We start from the raw sequence: 16,543 nt of genomic DNA on the forward strand, positions 1-16,543 counted from the left end.
GCACCGGCGCGACGAGCGCCCCGGCGCCGAGCATCGCCCGGTCGAGGGGGCCGAGGAAGCCCGCGGCCGTACCCGCGGTCAGCCCCGCAAGCTCGCGGGCCGCCACGCGCACGTCCTGCGGGCGGGCCACACGGTCGACGAACCGCACCGCGAGCTCGAGCCCGTCGGGGTCCGAGACGAGTGCCGCCAGCCGGCCGGTGGTGCGTCGTTCCCTGCCCGTCTGGCCCTCCGCCGTCGCCGACAGCCACCGCCGGGCGAGCCGGACCGCGTCCTGCGTGACGTCGTCGGTCGCGCGCATGCTGCTCCTCGTTCCGCCTCCGTGCCGGGTCCCGGGCGAGGCTGTCCGTGCTGGTGGGCCGGGTTCCGGCCTGGCCACAGTCTGACTGTCAAGAGCCGTCCGTGCGATGTCCGTCGCTCGGATGCCGGTTGACCTCGCGGCCGCATCTCGTCAGGGTGAACCCGTCCACGCACCGACGCGCGGATGAGCCGACGCATCCGTCGACCCAGCTGGGAGATCCCGTCATGCCCGCTCCTGCCCGTGCGCGCCGCGCGCTCGTCACCGTCCTGAGCACGCTCGCCCTCGTGCTCGGCGGTCTGGTCGCCGCCACGCCCTCAGCCGCGGCTGACGCCCCCTCGCCCACCATCGAGTCCCTGGACCCGGGCCTGCTGCGTGCCCGGATCGGGACGGGCGTCGTCGTGCGGCCGCAGGCCACGATCGAGGGTGAGGAGGCGTTCTGCAAGTGGCTCACGGGCGTGTACGTGAACCACCCGACGTACTACACGGTGCGCGTCTACAACTGCCGGTACACCGACATCTTCGTCAAGGGCGTGCACCTCAACGGCACGTTCGGCACCTGCGTGCTCGTCCCCGCCCGCAGCTCGCGGCACCTCGGCGGCTCGGTGGTCAAGCCGATCGACGACGCACAGATCTGCTGACCGGCACCCGGACACCGCCGGCTCACCTGGCGGGCCTGTCGTGCGCCGGCTCCCAGCGGTGCGACAGTGGGCACGTGACGAACCTCACAGCGGAGACCCCGCAGCAGACCACGCCCCTCGCCACCGCCAAGGCACAGCTCGCCGGTGCGGTCGAGATCCTCGGCTACGACGAGGGGCTCCACCGCATGCTCGCCACACCCCGGCGGGAGATGAACGTCGCCGTCCCCCTGCGCAGGGACGACGGCCGGATCGAGCTCTTCACCGGGTACCGCGTGCAGCACAACATCTCCCGCGGACCGGCCAAGGGCGGGCTGCGCTACTCGGCCGGCGTCGACGTCGACGAGGTCCGGGCGCTCGCCATGTGGATGACCTGGAAGTGCGCGGTCGTCGACGTGCCGTACGGGGGCGCCAAGGGCGGCGTCACCATCGACCCGCGGCTCTACACCCAGTCGGAGCTGGAGCGCGTGACCCGGCGCTACACCAGCGAGATCATGCCGATCATCGGTCCCGAGCGGGACATCATGGCGCCGGACGTCGGCACCAACGAGCAGACCATGGCCTGGATCATGGACACGTACTCGGTCAACCTCGGGTACACCATTCCCGCGGTGACCACGGGCAAGCCGCTGGCGGTGGGCGGCTCGCTCGGCCGCGCCACGGCGACCTCGCGCGGGGTCGTGCACTCGGCCGCGGCCGCGCTGGGCGACGCCGGGGTGCAGCTGCGCGAGGTGAGCGCCGCGGTCCAGGGCTTCGGCAAGGTCGGCTCGCACGCGTCCCGGTTCCTGCACGACGCAGGCACCCGCGTGGTCGCGGTGAGCGACGAGCAGGGCGGCGTGATGCTCGCCGACGGCCTCGACATCGCGGCGCTGGAGCGGCACGTGGCGCGGACGGGCACCGTCGTCGGCTTCGACGGCGGGGGCCCGATCGACAACAGCGAGCTCCTCGCGCTCGACGTGGACCTGCTCATCCCGGCCGCCGTGGAGGGCGTCCTCGACGCGGAGGCCGCCGGACGGGTCAAGGCGCGCTGGGTGGTCGAGGCCGCCAACGGGCCGACGACGCACGAGGGCGACCGCGTGCTCGCGGAGCGGGGGGTCGTCGTGGTGCCGGACATCCTCGCCAACGCCGGCGGCGTCGTGGTGTCGTACTTCGAGTGGGTGCAGGCCAACCAGGCGTACTGGTGGACCGAGCAGGAGATCGAGGACCGGCTCGAGCACCGGATGGTCACGGCGCACCGCGCGGTCGCCGCGCTGGCGAGCGCCGAGGGGATCTCGCTGCGCGACGCCGCCCTGACCATCGGTGTGCGGCGCGTCGCCGAGGCGCACCTGATCCGAGGCCTGTACCCCTGAGCACGGGAGTCCGGACGGGGGTGCGGGTGTTGCCCACGAGGTGACCCGCGAGAACCCCGTGCCCCTGTCCGTGCTCGACACCTCCCCCGTGGCCGTCGGCCAGTCCTCCGGCGAGGCGCTCGCCGCCACGACCACGCTCGCTCGCGCGGCGGACGCCGCCGGGTATGCGCGCTTCTGGGTGGCCGAGCACCACGCCATGCCCGCGGTCGCCTCGACGTCCCCGGCCGTCCTGCTCGCCCACCTGGCCGCCGCCACGGACCGCATCCGCGTCGGGTCGGGCGGCGTCATGCTGCCCAACCACCCGACGCTGGTGGTCGCCGAGCAGTTCGCCATGCTCGAGGCCCTGCACCCCGGACGCGTCGACCTGGGCATCGGCCGGGCGCCCGGCGCGGACCCCATGACCGCCGCGGCGCTGCGGCGCACGGTGGAGGGCCTGGGGGCCGACGACTTCCCGGCCGAGGTCGTCGACGTCCTGGCCCTGCTCGGGCAGACGCCCGCCGGGCGTGCTGCGTCGCTGCGCGCGACCCGGCTGCTGGCCACGCCGGCCGCGACCTCCTCGCCCCAGGTCTGGCTGCTGGGCTCGAGCTCGTTCAGCGCCGAGCTGGCGGGCGCGCTCGGCCTGCCGTTCAGCTACGCGCACCACTTCAACACGGGCCACACGCTGCAGGCCGCCGACGCCTACCGCCGCGCGTTCCGGCCCTCGGCCGTGCTCGACGCGCCGCGGCTCATGGTGTCCGCGTCCGTGCTGGTAGCCGACTCGGACGACGAGGCGCAGTACCTGTCGGGACCGAGCCGCGTGATGGCCCTCGCGCTGCGCACCGGCCGGCCGCTCGGCCCGATCGTGTCGCCCGAGGACGCCTCGCGTGAGCTCGCCGCGCTCGACCCGGTCGCCGCCGCGGACTTCTTCGCCCGCGTGCCGGGCACCCAGGTGGCCACGACCGCGGACCGCGCGGTCGAGGAGCTGGCCGCGCTGGTGACCCGCACGGGCGCCGACGAGCTGATGATCACGGGGACCGCGTTCGACGTCGCTACCCGCGTGGGCACGCTCGAGCAGGTGGCCGAGCGGTGGCCGTCGGTCGCGGCGGCGGCCTAGACCTGCTGGTCGGCGGCGTGCGGGTCCCGGGTCAGCCGGGCCTGCACCACGCCGCTGAGCTCGAGGGTGTCCCCGTCGGGCGCGCTCGCCTCCACCGGGTCGCCGAGTAGGCGCAGGACCTGGTGCTCGCAGGTCATCGCCTCCGGCGGCCCGGCCATGAGCGTGGACACCACCGGACCGAACGTGAGCGTGTCGCCGTCCAGCCGCCAGGTGCCGCGGACGCGGTTCACGCCGGCCAGGCCGAAGACCTGTCCGTCACCGTCGAACGTCAGCCACGGGGTCGCGCGGCGCGACCCGTCGACCTGCGCGCCCTCGAGCGCCGTGAACCGCCACGTACCCGCCAGCTCGACCATCCCCGCATGATGTCATCCGCGCGGCTGACGGTCCGCCCACGCCTCGAGGGTCACGCGCGGGCCGGTGTAGAACGGCACCTCCTCGCGCACGTGCAGGCGCGCGTCGGTGGCGCGCAGGTCGCGCATGAGGTCGACGATCCGGTGCAGCACCGGCGCCTCGAAGGCGAGGATCCACTCGTAGTCGCCGAGCGCGAACGCCGAGACCGTGTTGGCGCGCACGTCGGCGTACCCGCGGGCCGCCTGACCGTGCTCGACGAGCATCCGCCGGCGGTCGTCCTCGGGCAGCACGTACCAGTCGTAGGACCGCACGAACGGGTAGACGGACATGTACGCACCTGCCGGCTCCCCCGCCAGGAACGCCGGGACGTGCGCGCGGTTGAACTCGGCGGGCCGGTGCAGGCCGACCACGGACCACACCGGGAGCAGGTGCCGGCCGAGGTCGCTGGCCCGCAGCCGCTGGTAGGCGCCCTGCACCTCCTCCACCGTCTCGGCGTGCCACCAGACCATGAGGTCGGCGTCGGCCCGCAGACCCGCGACGTCGTACCACCCACGGACCACGAGACCGTCGGCGGCGACCGCGGCCTGCGCGGCGGCGATGAGCCCGGCGCGCTCGTCGTCGTCCTCGGGCAGCACCTCCTCGAGGGCGAGCACCGTCCACATGGTGTACCGGACGGTCGCGTTCAGGGCGTCGGCGTCGTGCGTCATCGCGGGGTGCTCCAGGGGTAGGGGTCAGGACCAGGGGTCGGTCGAGCAGGCGGCGGGGATGCCGGTGGGCGTCCCGGCGCGCATCTGGCAGCAGCCCGGCCGGCAGACGGACCGGTACGGCGGCAGCCCGCCCGCGGTCGCCTCGGCCACCGGCCTCGCGGCGGCGTCCGCGACGAGGTCGTCGGCGACCGGGTGCGTCCCGGTCTCCGCGGCCGCCCGGGCCAGCGCCGCCCGTTCCACGACGAGGTCCACGAGCCCGCGCACGAACGGCTCGCGCGTGCCGACGCTGTCGGCGCGGACGGCGACCATGCCGAGCTCGGCAGCCGTGGCCAGCGCCTCGGTGTCGAGGTCGAACGCGACCTCCATGTGGTCCGAGACGAAGCCGATCGGGGAGAGCACCACCGCCTCGACCCGGTCGGCCGCGAGCACGGCCAGGTGGTCGTTGACGTCGGGCTCCAGCCAGGGCTGGCTGGGGGGCCCCGAGCGCGAGCAGTACGTGAGGTCCCAGGTGACCGGCCGGCCGAGGCGCTCCTCGACCGCGGCGGCGACCGTGGCCGCGACGTCGAGGTGCTGGGCGGAGTAGGTGGCGCCGGAGACCTGCGACGCCTCCTCCATCGTGTCCGGGATGGAGTGCGTGACGAACACCAGGCGCGCGTCGCGGCCGATCGACGTGAACGCCTCGGTCACGGCGTCGACGTTCGCCTGCACGAACCCCGGGTGGTTGAAGTACGAGCGCACCTTGTCGACGACCAGCGGGTGCTCGCCCTCGCCGAGACCCACGTCCGCACCCAGCTCGTCGAGCGACGCCCAGAGGTTCTCCCGGTACTGGCGGCAGCCCGAGTAGGACGAGTACGCGCTGGTGACCACCGCGACCATCCGGCGTGCGCCGTCCGAGTAGGCGGCGGACAGGGCGTCGCGCGTGTACGGCTCCCAGTTGCGGTTGCCCCACACGACCGGCAGGTCCAGGCCACGCCGGGCGAGCTCGGCGGTGAGCGCCTTCTGCAGCGCGAGGTTCTGGCCGTTGATCGGGCTGGCCCCGCCGAAGTGGTGGTAGTGCTCGGCGACGACCGCGAGGCGCTCGTCCGGGATGTTCTTGCCGGCCGTGACGTTGCGCAGGAACGGCAGCACGTCGTCGGGTCCGTCCGGACCTCCGAACGAGAACAGCAGGAGCGCGTCGTACGGGGCGACGGGGCTCGGACCGGTGGGGGGCATGGGGGTGCTCACGTCGGTGTCGGGGGCCACCCGACGATCATCCCACCGGCTCCCGGACGCGCCCGCGCGAGCGGCCCCGGCGGACCGTGATCTTGAACGCACGGGGTGTCAGCAAACGCCGCTCAGCCCTTGACGGCACCCCCGAGGCCGGCGCCGCGCAGGAACATCCGCTGGAAGACCAGGAACATGAGGATCGGGATGATGGTCGCGATCGCGTACGCCGCCATGAGCGTCCCCTTGTCCGTCGTCGCCTCCAGCGACGGCAGCCGGACGGACAGCGGCTGCAGGTCGGGGTTGCGCAGCACCAGCAGCGGCCACAGGAAGTCCTTCCAGGACGCGATGACGGCGAACACCGACACGACGCCCAGGATCGGCTTGCTCATGGGCAGCACGATCGACCAGAACAGCCGGAACGGCCCGGCGCCGTCCACCCGGGCGGCCTCGAAGATCTCCCGCGGCAGGTTGTCGAAGAACCGCGTCACCAGCACCACGTTGAACGCGCTCGCGCCCGCCGGCAGCCAGACCGCCCAGAACGAGTTGACCAGCGAGTGATCGATCAGGGGCGGGTGCAGGATGATCAGGTAGAGCGGCACCAGGAGGACGACGGCGGGCACGAAGAGCGTGGCCAGCACCAGCGCCTGCGCGTACTTCGCCCACCGCGGCCGCAGCACGGACAGCACGTACCCGCCGGTCGTCGCGACGAGCATCTGAGACAGCCAGGACCCGGCCGCGAGCACGACGGTGTTGACGAAGTACTTGCTGATGTCGATGTCGAACCACGCCTCGTGCAGGTTCGACCACTTCACGCCGTTCGGGAAGATCGCCAGCGGCGTGCGCAGGATGTCCTGCGTCGGGGTGATGGCGAACTTGCCCAGCAGGAGCAGGGGGCCGACGCACCACACGACGAGCACGATCAGCAGCAGCACGTGCATCGTGTTCCAGGTGCGCCGCACGCGGGGCCGGCGCCAGTCGGCCACCGAGAGCGCGGTGCGGTCCTGGGCGGGCGCGGCGCTCGCCTTCGTGCGGCCGGCGGCGGGCTCGGGCGCGTCGGGGAGCACCGCCTCGGGCAGCTTCGGGGTGGTCGTGGTCACGAGGTGCTCCAGCTGCGCGTGAGGCGGAAGTAGATCAGGGACATGACGGCGAGGAACGCGGCGAGCATGAGGCTCAGCGCGGTCGCCATGCCGTAGTTGCCGCCCAGGCTGTTCTGGAACGCGTACCGGTAGACCAGCAGGAGCACGGAGATCGTCGCGTTGGCCGGCCCGCCGCCCGTGAACAGGTACGGCTCCAGGAACACCTGGGCGGTCCCGATGATCTGCAGGATGAACGTGATGAGCAGGACGCCGCGCAGCTGGGGCATCGTGACGTGCCAGATCTTGCCCCAGACGGAGGCGCCGTCGACCTCCGCGGCGTCGTACAGCTCCGTCGGGACGCTGGTGAGCGCGGCGAGGTAGATGATCACCGTGCCGCCGGCGGCGGCCCACGTGGCCTCCAGCACGAGCGAGGGCATCGCCGACGTCGCGCTCTGCAGCCAGGGTTGCGGGGGTATGCCGACGTAGCCGATGAGCGTGTTGAACACGCCCTCGGGGCGGGGGTCGTAGAAGAACTTCCACAGCAGCACGGCGACCACCGGCGGCACGACGACCGGCAGGTAGGCGAGCGCGGAGAACAGCCCCTTCGCCCGCCGCACCTCGCTCATGAGCACGGCCGCGACCAGCGGCACCGGGTACCCGAAGATCAGCGCCAGGAGCGCGAAGTACGCGGTGTTGCGCACGGCCATCGGAAGCACGGGGTCGGCGAAGACGCGCTGGAAGTTCTCCAGGCCCACCCACTGGGTGACGATGAGGTTCGTCTTCTGGAAGCTCATCACCACCGCCTTGACGATGGGCGCCCACGAGAAGACCCCGAAGATCACCAGCAGCGGCAGGGCGAACACCAGGGTGGTCAGGCCGCCGCCGCGCACCCAGGTCGCCGGGGTGCGTCTCCGGACCGGGGTCTCGGCAAGGCTGTGGGAGGTCATGCGGTCCTTCTCTCGTGCGTCGACGCTGACAGGACGATGGTGCCCGACCCGGGACGGACCCGGGCCGGGCACCGTCCGTGTCAGCCGGCCTGGTCGATCAGGGCCTGGGACTGCTCGTTGGCGTCGGCGAGCAGCGCGTCCAGGTCCACTCCCGGGTCCGTCATGACGGCCTGCACGATCGGGAACAGCAGGCCGTAGGTCTCCTGCGTCGCGCGGGCGGCCTCGGGGATGACGGGCTGGGTGAACATGACGTCCGTGTAGCCGGCCATGTGGTCGAGCGGGACGTTGACGTACTCCTCGATCCAGCCCAGCGAGGTCTCGTACTGCTCCTTGCTGAAGATCGGGAGCGTGGGCGTCCCGACGGCCTGCGGGGGCGACTGCTCCGCGAGGATCTTGGCGTCGGCCACGGCCTGGTCCTGGTCCACCAGCTTGGACAGGTACCAGAAGTCGATCCACTTGACCGCGGCGTCCTTCTCCTCGTCGGTCGCCTGCGGCGCCACGGCGGCGTAGGTGCCGCCGCCGAGCGTCCCGGAGTCGTCGCCCTCGTTCGGCAGCGCGGTCAGCCCGTAGTCCAGGTTGTCCGCGGTGACGCCGTTGTTCTGCACCAGCGCCGTGTAGATGTCCGAGCCCGAGGTGTACATCGCGAACTGGCCCGCCGCGAAGCCGGAGTTGACGTCGCCCCAGCCCAGCTGGGTGTTCGCCAGGAGCGACCCGTCCGCCTTGAGGTCACCGAGGAACTCCAGCGACTCCTTGACCGCCGGGTCCGTCAGCGTGGCCTCGTAGCTGTCGCCGTCGAGCACCTGCGTGCGACCGCCGCGCGAGTACGCCGCTGCGGTGAGCTGCCAGCCGCCGGCGTTGTCGAGCGCCATCATCGCGTAGCCCGGCACGCCGGTCGCGTCCGTGATTGCCTTCGCGGCCGTGCGGACCTCGTCCCACGTCGTCGGGGGCTTGTCCGGGTCCAGGCCTGCGTCCGTGAACAGCTTGCGGTTGTAGTGCAGCGCCACGGCGTAGATCGACTTGGCGGGGACCGCGTAGACCTTCCCGTCGTCGCTGAGCCCGGCGGCGAGCACCTCCGGGTTGAAGTCGCCCGCGTAGGACAGCTGCTTGACCTGCTCGTCGATGTCGGCGATCTGGCCGTTCTGGATGAGCACCTTGGTGTCCGTGGCGGGGACCTCGAACACGTCGGGCAGCGTGCCGCCGGCGAGGTCGGCCGCGAAGGTCGACGCCAGCCAGTTGTACTCCTGCGTCTCGACGTCGATGTCGGGGTACTTGGCCTCGAACTGCTCGACGCGCTCGTTCAGCGCGTCGACGGCGGTCTGCTCGGCACCGGGCTGGAGGCCGGCGACGGTGATCGAGACCGTGTCTCCGGCCGACTCGGTCGAGTCGCCCGAGGGGTCGTCGTCGGTGCTGCAGGCGGCCAGCAGGCCGAGGGAGAGCACACCGGCCATGGCGAGCGCGGTGGTGCGTGAGGACCTCATCGTCACTCCTTCGTGAGGGAACGCGCCGGACGGGGTGCCAGGTCGCGATCTGGTGCTGCGGTCAGGTGGTGCGGTCTGGTGGTGCGGTCTGGTGGTGCGGTCGGGTCAGGCGGGGGTGCGCAGCCACGCGGCGGTGTCGCGCGGCAGCAGGCCTGCCTCGAGCGGGGCGCTCGAGAGCAGGACATCGGTGTGGGCGGGCAGGGCGGCGGGCTCGTCGCCCAGGTTGACGACGCAGACGAGATCGCCGCGGGCGAACGCGAGCACGTCGTCGGGGCTGTCGATCCACCGCATCGGCCCGTCGCCCAGCGCGGGCTCGGACCGGCGGATCGCCAGCAGGTCGCGGTACAGGCGCAGCGTCGAGGACGGGTCCGCCTCCTGCGCCGTGACGGTCAGGCCGGCCCAGGCCGGCGGCTGCGGGAGCCACGACCCGCCGGACCCGAACCCGTAGGGGGCGCGGTCGCCCGACCAGGGCAGCGGCACGCGGCAGCCGTCCCGGCCGGGGTCGACACCCTCGGAACGGAAGTGCATCGGGTCCTGGAGCAGGTCGAGCGGCAGGTCCTCGACCTCCGGCAGACCGAGCTCGTCGCCCTGGTAGACGTACAGCGACCCGGGCAGGGCAGCGGTGAGGAGCGCCGCTGCCCGTGCTCGACGCCGTCCGACGCCCAGGTCGGTCGGCGTGCCGAAGCGCTTCGCGGTGAACGCGAACGACGTGTCCTCGCGGCCGTACCGGGTGACCGGCCGCGTGACGTCGTGGTTGGACAGCACCCACGTGGCGGGTGCGCCGACCGGGCCGTGGGCGGCCAGGGTGATGTCGATCGACTCACGCAGCTGCTTGGCGTCCCACGGCCGCGCCATGAAGTCGAAGTTGAACGCGGTGTGCATCTCGTCGGACCTCAGGTACTGCGCGAAGCGGGCCTTGTCCTGCAGCCAGACCTCGCCGACGAGGATCCGGGTGCCCGGGTAGGAGTCGGCGACGGCCCGCCAGCCCCGGTAGACGTCGTGCAGCTCGTCCCGGTCGACGTGCGGGTGCTCCCCCGGGCCGGGGTCCAGCGGGACCTCGGGGAGCTCGGGGTCCTTGACCAGCAGGGCGGCGGAGTCGATGCGGATGCCGGCGACGCCCCGGTCGAACCAGAAGCGCAGCACCGACTCGAACTCCGCCACGACGTCCGGGTGCGACCAGTTGAGGTCGGGCTGCTGCGGAGCGAAGAGGTGCAGGTACCACTCGCCGGGCGTGCCGTCCGGGTCGGTGGTGCGCGTCCACGTGCTGCCCTGGAAGTCGGAGACCCAGTCGGTGGGGATCTGCTTTCCGTGCTCGCCCTTGCCGGGGTGGAACCAGAACCGCTCCCGCTCGGGCGACCCCGGTCCCGCGGCGAGCGCCGCCTGGAACCACTCGTGCTGGTCGGAGACGTGGTTGGGCACGACGTCGATCACGGTGCGGATGCCGAGCGCGAGCGCCTCCGCGATGACCTGCTCGGCCTCCTCGAGGGTGCCGAAGGCGGGGTCGATCGCGCGATAGTCGGCCACGTCGTAGCCGCCGTCCGCGAGCGGCGAGACGTACCAGGGGGTGACCCAGATGGCGTCGACGCCCAGGTCCCGCAGGTACGGCAGGCGCGCGCGCAGGCCGGCCAGGTCACCGGTGCCGTCGCCGTTCCCGTCGGCGAAGCTGCGGGGGTAGACCTGGTAGATCACCGCTCCGCGCCACCACTGCGGGTCGGTCTCCGGCTGCGCCTGCGCCACTCGTGTCTCGTCTCTCGTGGGCCGCCGTCGTCGTCGCCGGAGCCGCTCGTCCTGTGCTCGAACCTGCGACCGCGCCCTCTCGTGACGGCCCTGTCGCGTAGCCAGACACTAAAGGACGCGACTGGATCCACGCAAGAAACTGACAAGACAGTTATCGAAGCGTGACCGAGACGACGCTGAATGGGGAGGAGACGGCACAGACCCCGCCCCACGCAGGGTGGCGGGACGGGGTCTGGGCGGGACTGAGGGTCAGCCGGCGACGGTCACCGGCTGCGCCGGGGCGGGCCCGGTCGAGCCGCGGACCACGAGCTCCGGCTCGAAGAGCAGCTCGTCCTGCGGCACCGCGGTGCCGTGGATCTGGCTGACCAGCAGGTCGATGGCCGCGCGGCCCATGGGCTCGATCGGCTGGCGGACGGTGGTCAGCGGCGGCTCGGTGCAGCTCATGAAGGCGGAGTCGTCGTAGCCGACCACCGAGACGTCGTCGGGGACGCGCAGCCCGGCTCGCCGTGCGGCCCGGATCACCCCGAGCGCGAGGGGGTCGCTCGCGCAGACGATCCCCGTGACGCCCTCGCGCAGGAGCCGGTTGCCCGCGGCCTGACCGCTCTCCAGCGAGTACGCGCTGCGGACCACCTGGTGCTCGCCGAGCTCGATGCCCAGCCGCTGCGTGATCGCGTGGGCGGCACGCAGCTTGCGCTCGGACGGTACGTGGTCCACCGGCCCCAGGACCAGGCCGATCTTCGTGTGGCCGAGCGAGGCGAGGTGCCCGACCGCCTGCTCGATGGCCACCTCGTCGTCGCACGACACGCGCGGGAACGGGAGCTCCTCGATCGAGGCGTTGATGAGGACCACCGGCAGGTGGCGTCCCGTGAGCCGTTCGTAGTGCCCGTGCGAGGCGTCGCGCTGGGCGTAGTGCCCGCCGGCGAAGACGATCCCGGAGACCTGCTGGCCCAGGAGCAGCTCGACGTAGTCGGCCTCGGAGACGCCGCCCGCGGTCTGGGTGCACAGGACGGGCGTGAACCCCTGCTGCGCCAGCGCCCCGCCGACCACCTCGGCGAACGCGGGGAAGATCGGGTTCTGCAGCTCGGGGAGCACGAGGCCGACCAGCCGCGCACGCTCGCCGCGCAGCTTGGTGGGCCGCTCGTACCCGAGCACGTCGAGCGCCGTCAGGACGGCCTCCCGCGTCGTCTCCGACACGCCGGGCTTGCCGTTCAGCACCCGGCTCACGGTCGCCTCGGAGACACCGACCTTGCGTGCTACCTCTGCGAGTCGCCGCGACATGGCTGTCACTGTACTGCGCAGTCCTGCAAGTGGCTTGCAGCGTCCTGCAAGCGGCTCGCGTGCCGTCACCCGGATGCGCGTGCCCGGGGTGCGCGGCGGACAGAGTGCTTCTACCGTCGGACCTGCCTGCTGCACCCGGACAGGCCGCCCCCGACAGACAGGTCCCTCAGTGCCGTCGACCGAGTCCCGCCCGCCGGCGAGCCCCGCGCTCGGACGGCGCTACCACCTCGAGCAGCAGCTCGGGCGGGGCGGCTCGGGCGAGGTCTTCCGGGCCACCGACGCCCGCCTGCAGCGGCCTGTGGCGCTCAAGCTCTTCTCCATCGGCTCGGCGTCCCCGGACGAGATCCGGCGCTACGCCCAGGAGGCCCGCGTGCTGTCCTCGCTGGCGCACCCGAGCCTCGTCGCCCTGCTGGACGTCGGCGCGGACGTTCTACCCGACGGCGGTCCCGTGGCGTTCCTGGTCATGGAGCTGGTCGACGGCCAGACCCTGCGGGACACGATCGCTCAGGGGCCGCTGGCGCCCGCTCTCGTCGCGGACGTCGGCCGGCAGCTCGCGCTGGCGCTCGGCCACGCCCACGCCGCCGGGGTGGTGCACCGCGACGTCAAGCCCTCGAACGTCCTGGTCGCCACCGACCGGATCCTCGACCGGCCCGCCGGGGGCGCCCGCGACGCCCCCTGGCTGCCCGTCGTGCTGGCCGACTTCGGCATCGCCGTGACCACGGCCAGCGCACCGCTGGCACCGCGCGGGACGTCCGGCACGGCCGGGTACCAGAGCCCCGAGCAGGCGCTCGGTCGCTCGGCCGGACCGGCCAGCGACGTCTACTCCCTCGGCCTGGTGCTGCTCGAGTGCCTCACCGGGGAGCGCGCCTACCCGGGCGACCCGCTCAGCAGCTCGCTCGCCCGCCTGCTGGAGCCGGTCGAGGTGCCGGAACGGTTCGGACGTGACTGGAACCTGCTGCTGCGCGCGATGACCGCCGAGGACCCGTCCGCGCGCCCGGCCCCCGCCGCGGTCGCCGCCGAGCTCCGGGCGCTGCGCGGCTGAGCGCTACGACGGGTCGGGGATCCCGGCCTGTGCGGCGCGCAGCTTGTCGGTCAGGGCGCGCAGCGTGGCCAACTCCTCGGCGTCCAGGGCGCCGCCCACGAGTCGCCGGATCGAGCGGACGTGGCGACGCCCGATCTCCCGCTGCACCCGCCTCCCCTGCGCGGTCAGGCCGACCGCCACCCCCCGTGCGTCACCGGGGACGGGCCGGCGCTGCACCAGCCCGTCGTGCTCGAGCCGCTCCACCAGGCGCGACAGGCTCGGCTGCGTCAGCAGGCTGTCCTCGCCCAGGTCCTTGAGCCGCGCCGTGCCGTCGGGCCACCGGGACAGGGTGAACAGGACGTCGTACTCGCGGATGCTCAGGTCACCCCAGACGTCGTCGCGCGAGAACCGCCGCATCAGAGCCACCTGGGCGCGGAACAGCGACTCCCACGCCTCTGCGGCCTCCCGCGTGCCGGGCAGGTCGGGCTTCTCGTCCACCATCCACCACTCCTCGCACGATCGATGCGTACGCATCGATCTTCGCCTCAACCGCGAGGTGGCGGCCGGTGTTCCGGCACACCGCTATCGAAAGTGTCGCGCGCCCGTCACTGAAATGTTTCGGTGCCTCGCGGCTGGGACCACCGGGGACCACTGTGCGATCCGGCACTGGCTCAACGAGGAGGAACCCCCATGGCTGGCACACGCCCCCCCGCACCACCCCGCCGACGCACGGCCGCGATCACCGCGGTCCTCGCGCTCACGGCCACGATCGCCGTCGGCTCGGCAGTCGCGACCACGGCCCAGGCAGCATCGAGCCTCAAGGACCTGGCGACGGCGGCCGGCAAGGACATCGGCTTCGCGCTCGCCCCCGACCGCCTCTCGGAGTCGGCCTACAAGTCGATCGCCGACAGCGAGTTCAACCTCGTCGTCGCCGAGAACGCGATGAAGTGGGACGCCACCGAGCCGTCCCAGAACTCGTTCAGCTACGGCGCGGGCGACCAGGTGGCGAGCTATGCCGCCAGCAGCGGCAAGGAGCTGTATGGGCACACGCTGGTCTGGCACTCGCAGCTGCCGGGCTGGGTGAACAACCTGTCCGGCACCGCGCTGCAGAACGCGATGACCAACCACGTCACCAACGTCGCGACGCACTTCAAGGGCAAGGTCTCGTCCTGGGACGTGGTCAACGAGGCGTTCGGTGAGAACGGCGAGCGCCGCTCCGACTCCCCGTTCCAGCAGAAGCTGGGCAACGGCTACATCGAGACGGCGTTCCGTGCGGCGCGGGCCGCGGACCCCACGGCCAAGCTCTGCATCAACGACTACAACACCGACGCGATCAACGCCAAGAGCACCGCGATCTACAACCTGGTCAGCGACTTCAAGGCGCGCGGCGTGCCCATCGACTGCGTCGGGTTCCAGTCGCACCTGATCATCGGGCAGGTCCCGTCCACCATGCAGCAGAACCTGCAGCGCTTCGCCGACCTGGGCGTCGACGTGCGCATCACCGAGCTCGACATCCGGATGCAGACCCCCTCGGACGCCACCAAGCTGGCCACCCAGGCGGCCGACTTCAAGAAGATCTTCCAGATCTGCAACGCGGTCAGCCGCTGCCAGGGCGTGACCATCTGGGGCATCACCGACAAGTACTCGTGGGTCCCGGACACGTTCCCGGGCCAGGGGGCCGCGCTGGTGTGGGACACCAACTACGCCAAGAAGCCGGCGTACGACGCCATCGCGTCCGCGTTCGGCGGGATCACGCCGACGACGCCCCCGGTCACCACCCCGCCCGTGACCACCCCGCCGGTCACGACGCCGCCGGTCACCCCCACCGGGGGCTGCCAGGTCACCTACGGCGTCAACCAGTGGAACACCGGCTTCACCGCGAACGTCACGGTGAAGAACTCGTCGAGCACCCCGATCAACGGCTGGACGCTCACGTTCAGCTTCCCGGCGGGCCAGTCGGTGACGCAGGCGTGGAGCTCGGTCACCACGCAGTCGGGCTCCGCGGTGACCGTGAAGAACGCCCCGTGGAACGGCAGCATCGCGCCGGGCAGCAGCCAGCAGTTCGGCTTCAACGGCTCGCACAACGGCACCAACACCGCGCCGAGCGCGTTCGCGCTCAACGGCACGGCCTGCACGGTCGCGTGACGCATGCCGGCCCGGGACCCCTCGTCGGGTCCCGGGCCGGCTGCGCGCCCGGTCCCGATACGCTGACGCGATGACGACCGAGGCGGCCCCCCGCACCACGTACCTGCTGGTGGACGGCGAGAACATCGACGCCACGCTCGGTTCCTCGATCCTCGGCGGACGGCCCACCCCGGAGCAGCGGCCGCGCTGGGAGCGCGTGCTGACCTTCGCGCAGCAGACGTGGGACCAGCCCGTCAAGGCACTGTTCTTCCTCAACGCCTCCAGCGGCTCGTTGCCCATGTCGTTCGTGCAGGCGCTCCTGGCCATCGGGTTCCAGCCGATCCCGCTGTCCGGCGAGTCGTACGAGAAGGTCGTCGACATCGGCATCAAGCGCACCCTCGCGGCGATCGCGGGCCGGGGTGGCGACGTGCTCCTGGCCAGCCACGACGGTGACTTCGCCCCCGAGCTGGAGGTGCTCGTCGACGACGAGGAGCGCCGCGTCGGCCTGCTCGCCTTCCGCGAGTTCACCAGCACCCAGCTCTCCGCCCTCGTCGCCCGCGGCCTGGAGACGTTCGACCTCGAGGGCGACGTGGCCGCGTTCAACGTGCAGCTGCCGCGCCTGCGGATCATCCCGCTCGAGGAGTTCGACCCGCTGCGCTACCTCTGAGCCCTGTCCGGGCCCCCGGGCCGCGGACAAGGGACCTAGGTCACGGGCCCATAACGATGTACCTGGTACCCGTCCGGATTTACCTAGTACCGCGTGGCTCAGGTGCTTGGGGCACTGGTAGACAGTGCGCTGGTCCCGCCCGAGAAGCCGGTGAGCTGCCCCGTCAACGGTGACGGCGCAGGTCACAAGGCCTCGGGCGGCCACACATACCGGCCGCACTGCCCGAGCGGGCCGCCCGCTCGGGACAAGCACCAGCACCACGACGAGGTGGTCATGAAGCGTCACATCCTGGCGGGGCTCGTCCTCGCACTCCTCACGACGGCGATCGTCCTGTTCTCCGGCCCCGAGCTGCAGAGCGTCGCCCTGCTCGGCGCCGCGCTCGGTGGGGCCCTGGGCCTGGTGCCCGACCGCACCCCGGGCCAGCGCGCCGCCGGCTTCGCCGTCGGCTTCGTGGCCGCCTGGATCGGCTACGCGCTGCGCGCCGCCGCCCTTCCCGACGCCGCGGCCGGGCGCGCCGTCGCCGTGCTCGTCGTCATCGTCCTGTGCCTCGCGGTGGCCGGCCTGGCCCGCGGCCGT

16 protein-coding genes and 1 pseudogene are annotated in these 16,543 nt (G+C 72.4%); 7 read left to right on the plus strand and 10 right to left on the minus strand.

Annotation, left to right across the window (positions count from 1 at the left end; all coding sequences use genetic code 11):
* On the minus strand, positions 1-298 hold a 298-nt coding region (locus RYN42_RS15215), incomplete at its 3' end, for a hypothetical protein (RefSeq protein WP_315097526.1).
* A gap of 224 nt (positions 299-522) precedes the next feature.
* Between RYN42_RS15215 and RYN42_RS15220 the strand changes: the two genes are divergently transcribed.
* The 3 genes from RYN42_RS15220 (at position 523) to RYN42_RS15230 (ending at position 3,375) form a co-directional block, all read left to right on the plus strand.
* The gene (locus RYN42_RS15220) at positions 523-936 is read left to right on the plus strand and encodes a hypothetical protein (protein ID WP_315097528.1); all 414 of its coding nucleotides are present in this window, start codon (positions 523-525) and stop codon (positions 934-936) included.
* Between the two features lie 74 nt (positions 937-1,010).
* The gene (locus tag RYN42_RS15225; protein WP_315097530.1) at positions 1,011-2,282 is read left to right on the plus strand and encodes a Glu/Leu/Phe/Val dehydrogenase; all 1,272 of its coding nucleotides are present in this window, start codon (positions 1,011-1,013) and stop codon (positions 2,280-2,282) included.
* Between the two features lie 40 nt (positions 2,283-2,322).
* A complete protein-coding gene (locus tag RYN42_RS15230) occupies positions 2,323-3,375 on the plus strand; it encodes an MsnO8 family LLM class oxidoreductase (RefSeq protein ID WP_315097532.1) in 1,053 nt (350 codons plus the stop codon).
* Here the strand turns inward: RYN42_RS15230 and RYN42_RS15235 are convergent.
* The 8 genes from RYN42_RS15235 to RYN42_RS15270 form a co-directional block, all read right to left on the minus strand.
* Positions 3,372-3,728 (minus strand): META domain-containing protein, encoded by a 357-nt coding sequence (locus RYN42_RS15235; protein WP_315097533.1) that lies wholly within the window; start codon positions 3,726-3,728, stop codon positions 3,372-3,374. The two genes, RYN42_RS15230 and RYN42_RS15235, sit on opposite strands and share 4 nt — an antisense overlap.
* A gap of 12 nt (positions 3,729-3,740) precedes the next feature.
* The gene (gene hemQ / locus RYN42_RS15240; protein WP_315097535.1) at positions 3,741-4,433 is read right to left on the minus strand and encodes a hydrogen peroxide-dependent heme synthase; all 693 of its coding nucleotides are present in this window, start codon (positions 4,431-4,433) and stop codon (positions 3,741-3,743) included.
* A gap of 24 nt (positions 4,434-4,457) precedes the next feature.
* Positions 4,458-5,645 (minus strand): ferrochelatase, encoded by a 1,188-nt coding sequence (locus RYN42_RS15245; protein WP_315097555.1) that lies wholly within the window; start codon positions 5,643-5,645, stop codon positions 4,458-4,460.
* Between the two features lie 122 nt (positions 5,646-5,767).
* Positions 5,768-6,736: a carbohydrate ABC transporter permease gene (locus RYN42_RS15250; protein WP_315097537.1), complete on the minus strand. Its 969-nt coding sequence runs from the start codon at positions 6,734-6,736 to the stop codon at positions 5,768-5,770.
* Entirely contained in the window at positions 6,733-7,662 is a 930-nt protein-coding gene (locus tag RYN42_RS15255) for a sugar ABC transporter permease (protein ID WP_315097539.1), read from the minus strand. The genes RYN42_RS15250 and RYN42_RS15255 overlap by 4 nt, the downstream gene beginning before the upstream one ends.
* 80 nt (positions 7,663-7,742) lie before the next feature.
* Positions 7,743-9,140 carry an extracellular solute-binding protein gene (locus RYN42_RS15260; RefSeq protein ID WP_315097541.1) on the minus strand — a complete coding sequence of 466 codons (1,398 nt, stop codon included), beginning with the start codon at positions 9,138-9,140 and terminating at the stop codon, positions 7,743-7,745.
* Between the two features lie 105 nt (positions 9,141-9,245).
* Positions 9,246-10,877, minus strand: coding sequence for a glycoside hydrolase family 13 protein (locus RYN42_RS15265; RefSeq protein WP_315097544.1), 1,632 nt, complete (start codon positions 10,875-10,877; stop codon positions 9,246-9,248).
* Between the two features lie 249 nt (positions 10,878-11,126).
* A complete protein-coding gene (locus RYN42_RS15270) occupies positions 11,127-12,155 on the minus strand; it encodes a LacI family DNA-binding transcriptional regulator (protein ID WP_315097546.1) in 1,029 nt (342 codons plus the stop codon).
* Positions 12,156-12,324: 169 nt separating this feature from the next.
* On the opposite strand from RYN42_RS15270, the gene RYN42_RS15275 reads away from it, so the two are divergent.
* Positions 12,325-13,197 carry a serine/threonine-protein kinase gene (locus RYN42_RS15275; RefSeq protein ID WP_315097548.1) on the plus strand — a complete coding sequence of 291 codons (873 nt, stop codon included), beginning with the start codon at positions 12,325-12,327 and terminating at the stop codon, positions 13,195-13,197.
* A gap of 3 nt (positions 13,198-13,200) precedes the next feature.
* On the opposite strand, the gene RYN42_RS15280 is transcribed toward RYN42_RS15275, so the two are convergent.
* The gene (locus tag RYN42_RS15280) at positions 13,201-13,677 is read right to left on the minus strand and encodes a MarR family winged helix-turn-helix transcriptional regulator (RefSeq protein WP_315097549.1); all 477 of its coding nucleotides are present in this window, start codon (positions 13,675-13,677) and stop codon (positions 13,201-13,203) included.
* A 189-nt stretch (positions 13,678-13,866) separates the two neighbouring features.
* On the opposite strand from RYN42_RS15280, the gene RYN42_RS15285 reads away from it, so the two are divergent.
* From RYN42_RS15285 to RYN42_RS15295, 3 genes and pseudogenes are all read left to right on the plus strand, one after another.
* On the plus strand, positions 13,867-15,321 hold the full coding sequence (locus tag RYN42_RS15285; RefSeq protein ID WP_315097551.1) for an endo-1,4-beta-xylanase: 1,455 nt from the start codon (positions 13,867-13,869) through the stop codon (positions 15,319-15,321).
* A 70-nt stretch (positions 15,322-15,391) separates the two neighbouring features.
* A complete protein-coding gene (locus RYN42_RS15290) occupies positions 15,392-15,967 on the plus strand; it encodes an NYN domain-containing protein (protein ID WP_315097553.1) in 576 nt (191 codons plus the stop codon).
* Between the two features lie 273 nt (positions 15,968-16,240).
* A pseudogene (locus RYN42_RS15295) lies at positions 16,241-16,543 on the plus strand (hypothetical protein); the annotation flags it as partial.

Origin of the sequence: uncultured Cellulomonas sp. (assembly GCF_963527515.1) — a bacterium.
In the GTDB taxonomy this organism is placed as follows: Bacteria; Actinomycetota; Actinomycetes; order Actinomycetales; family Cellulomonadaceae; genus Cellulomonas.

Excerpts from the sequence above, each read along its gene's own strand:
- RYN42_RS15220 (WP_315097528.1), top strand. The coding sequence starts at position 523 with ATGCCCGCTCCTGCCCGTGCGCGCCGCGCGCTCGTCACCGTCCTGAGC.
- RYN42_RS15235 (WP_315097533.1), bottom strand. The coding sequence starts at position 3,728 with ATGGTCGAGCTGGCGGGTACGTGGCGGTTCACGGCGCTCGAGGGCGCG.
- hemQ (WP_315097535.1), bottom strand. The coding sequence starts at position 4,433 with ATGACGCACGACGCCGACGCCCTGAACGCGACCGTCCGGTACACCATG.
- RYN42_RS15245 (WP_315097555.1), bottom strand. The coding sequence starts at position 5,645 with ATGCCCCCCACCGGTCCGAGCCCCGTCGCCCCGTACGACGCGCTCCTG.
- RYN42_RS15255 (WP_315097539.1), bottom strand. The coding sequence starts at position 7,662 with ATGACCTCCCACAGCCTTGCCGAGACCCCGGTCCGGAGACGCACCCCG.
- RYN42_RS15260 (WP_315097541.1), bottom strand. The coding sequence starts at position 9,140 with ATGAGGTCCTCACGCACCACCGCGCTCGCCATGGCCGGTGTGCTCTCC.
- RYN42_RS15270 (WP_315097546.1), bottom strand. The coding sequence starts at position 12,155 with ATGTCGCGGCGACTCGCAGAGGTAGCACGCAAGGTCGGTGTCTCCGAG.
- RYN42_RS15280 (WP_315097549.1), bottom strand. The coding sequence starts at position 13,677 with ATGGTGGACGAGAAGCCCGACCTGCCCGGCACGCGGGAGGCCGCAGAG.
- RYN42_RS15285 (WP_315097551.1), top strand. The coding sequence starts at position 13,867 with ATGGCTGGCACACGCCCCCCCGCACCACCCCGCCGACGCACGGCCGCG.
- RYN42_RS15290 (WP_315097553.1), top strand. The coding sequence starts at position 15,392 with ATGACGACCGAGGCGGCCCCCCGCACCACGTACCTGCTGGTGGACGGC.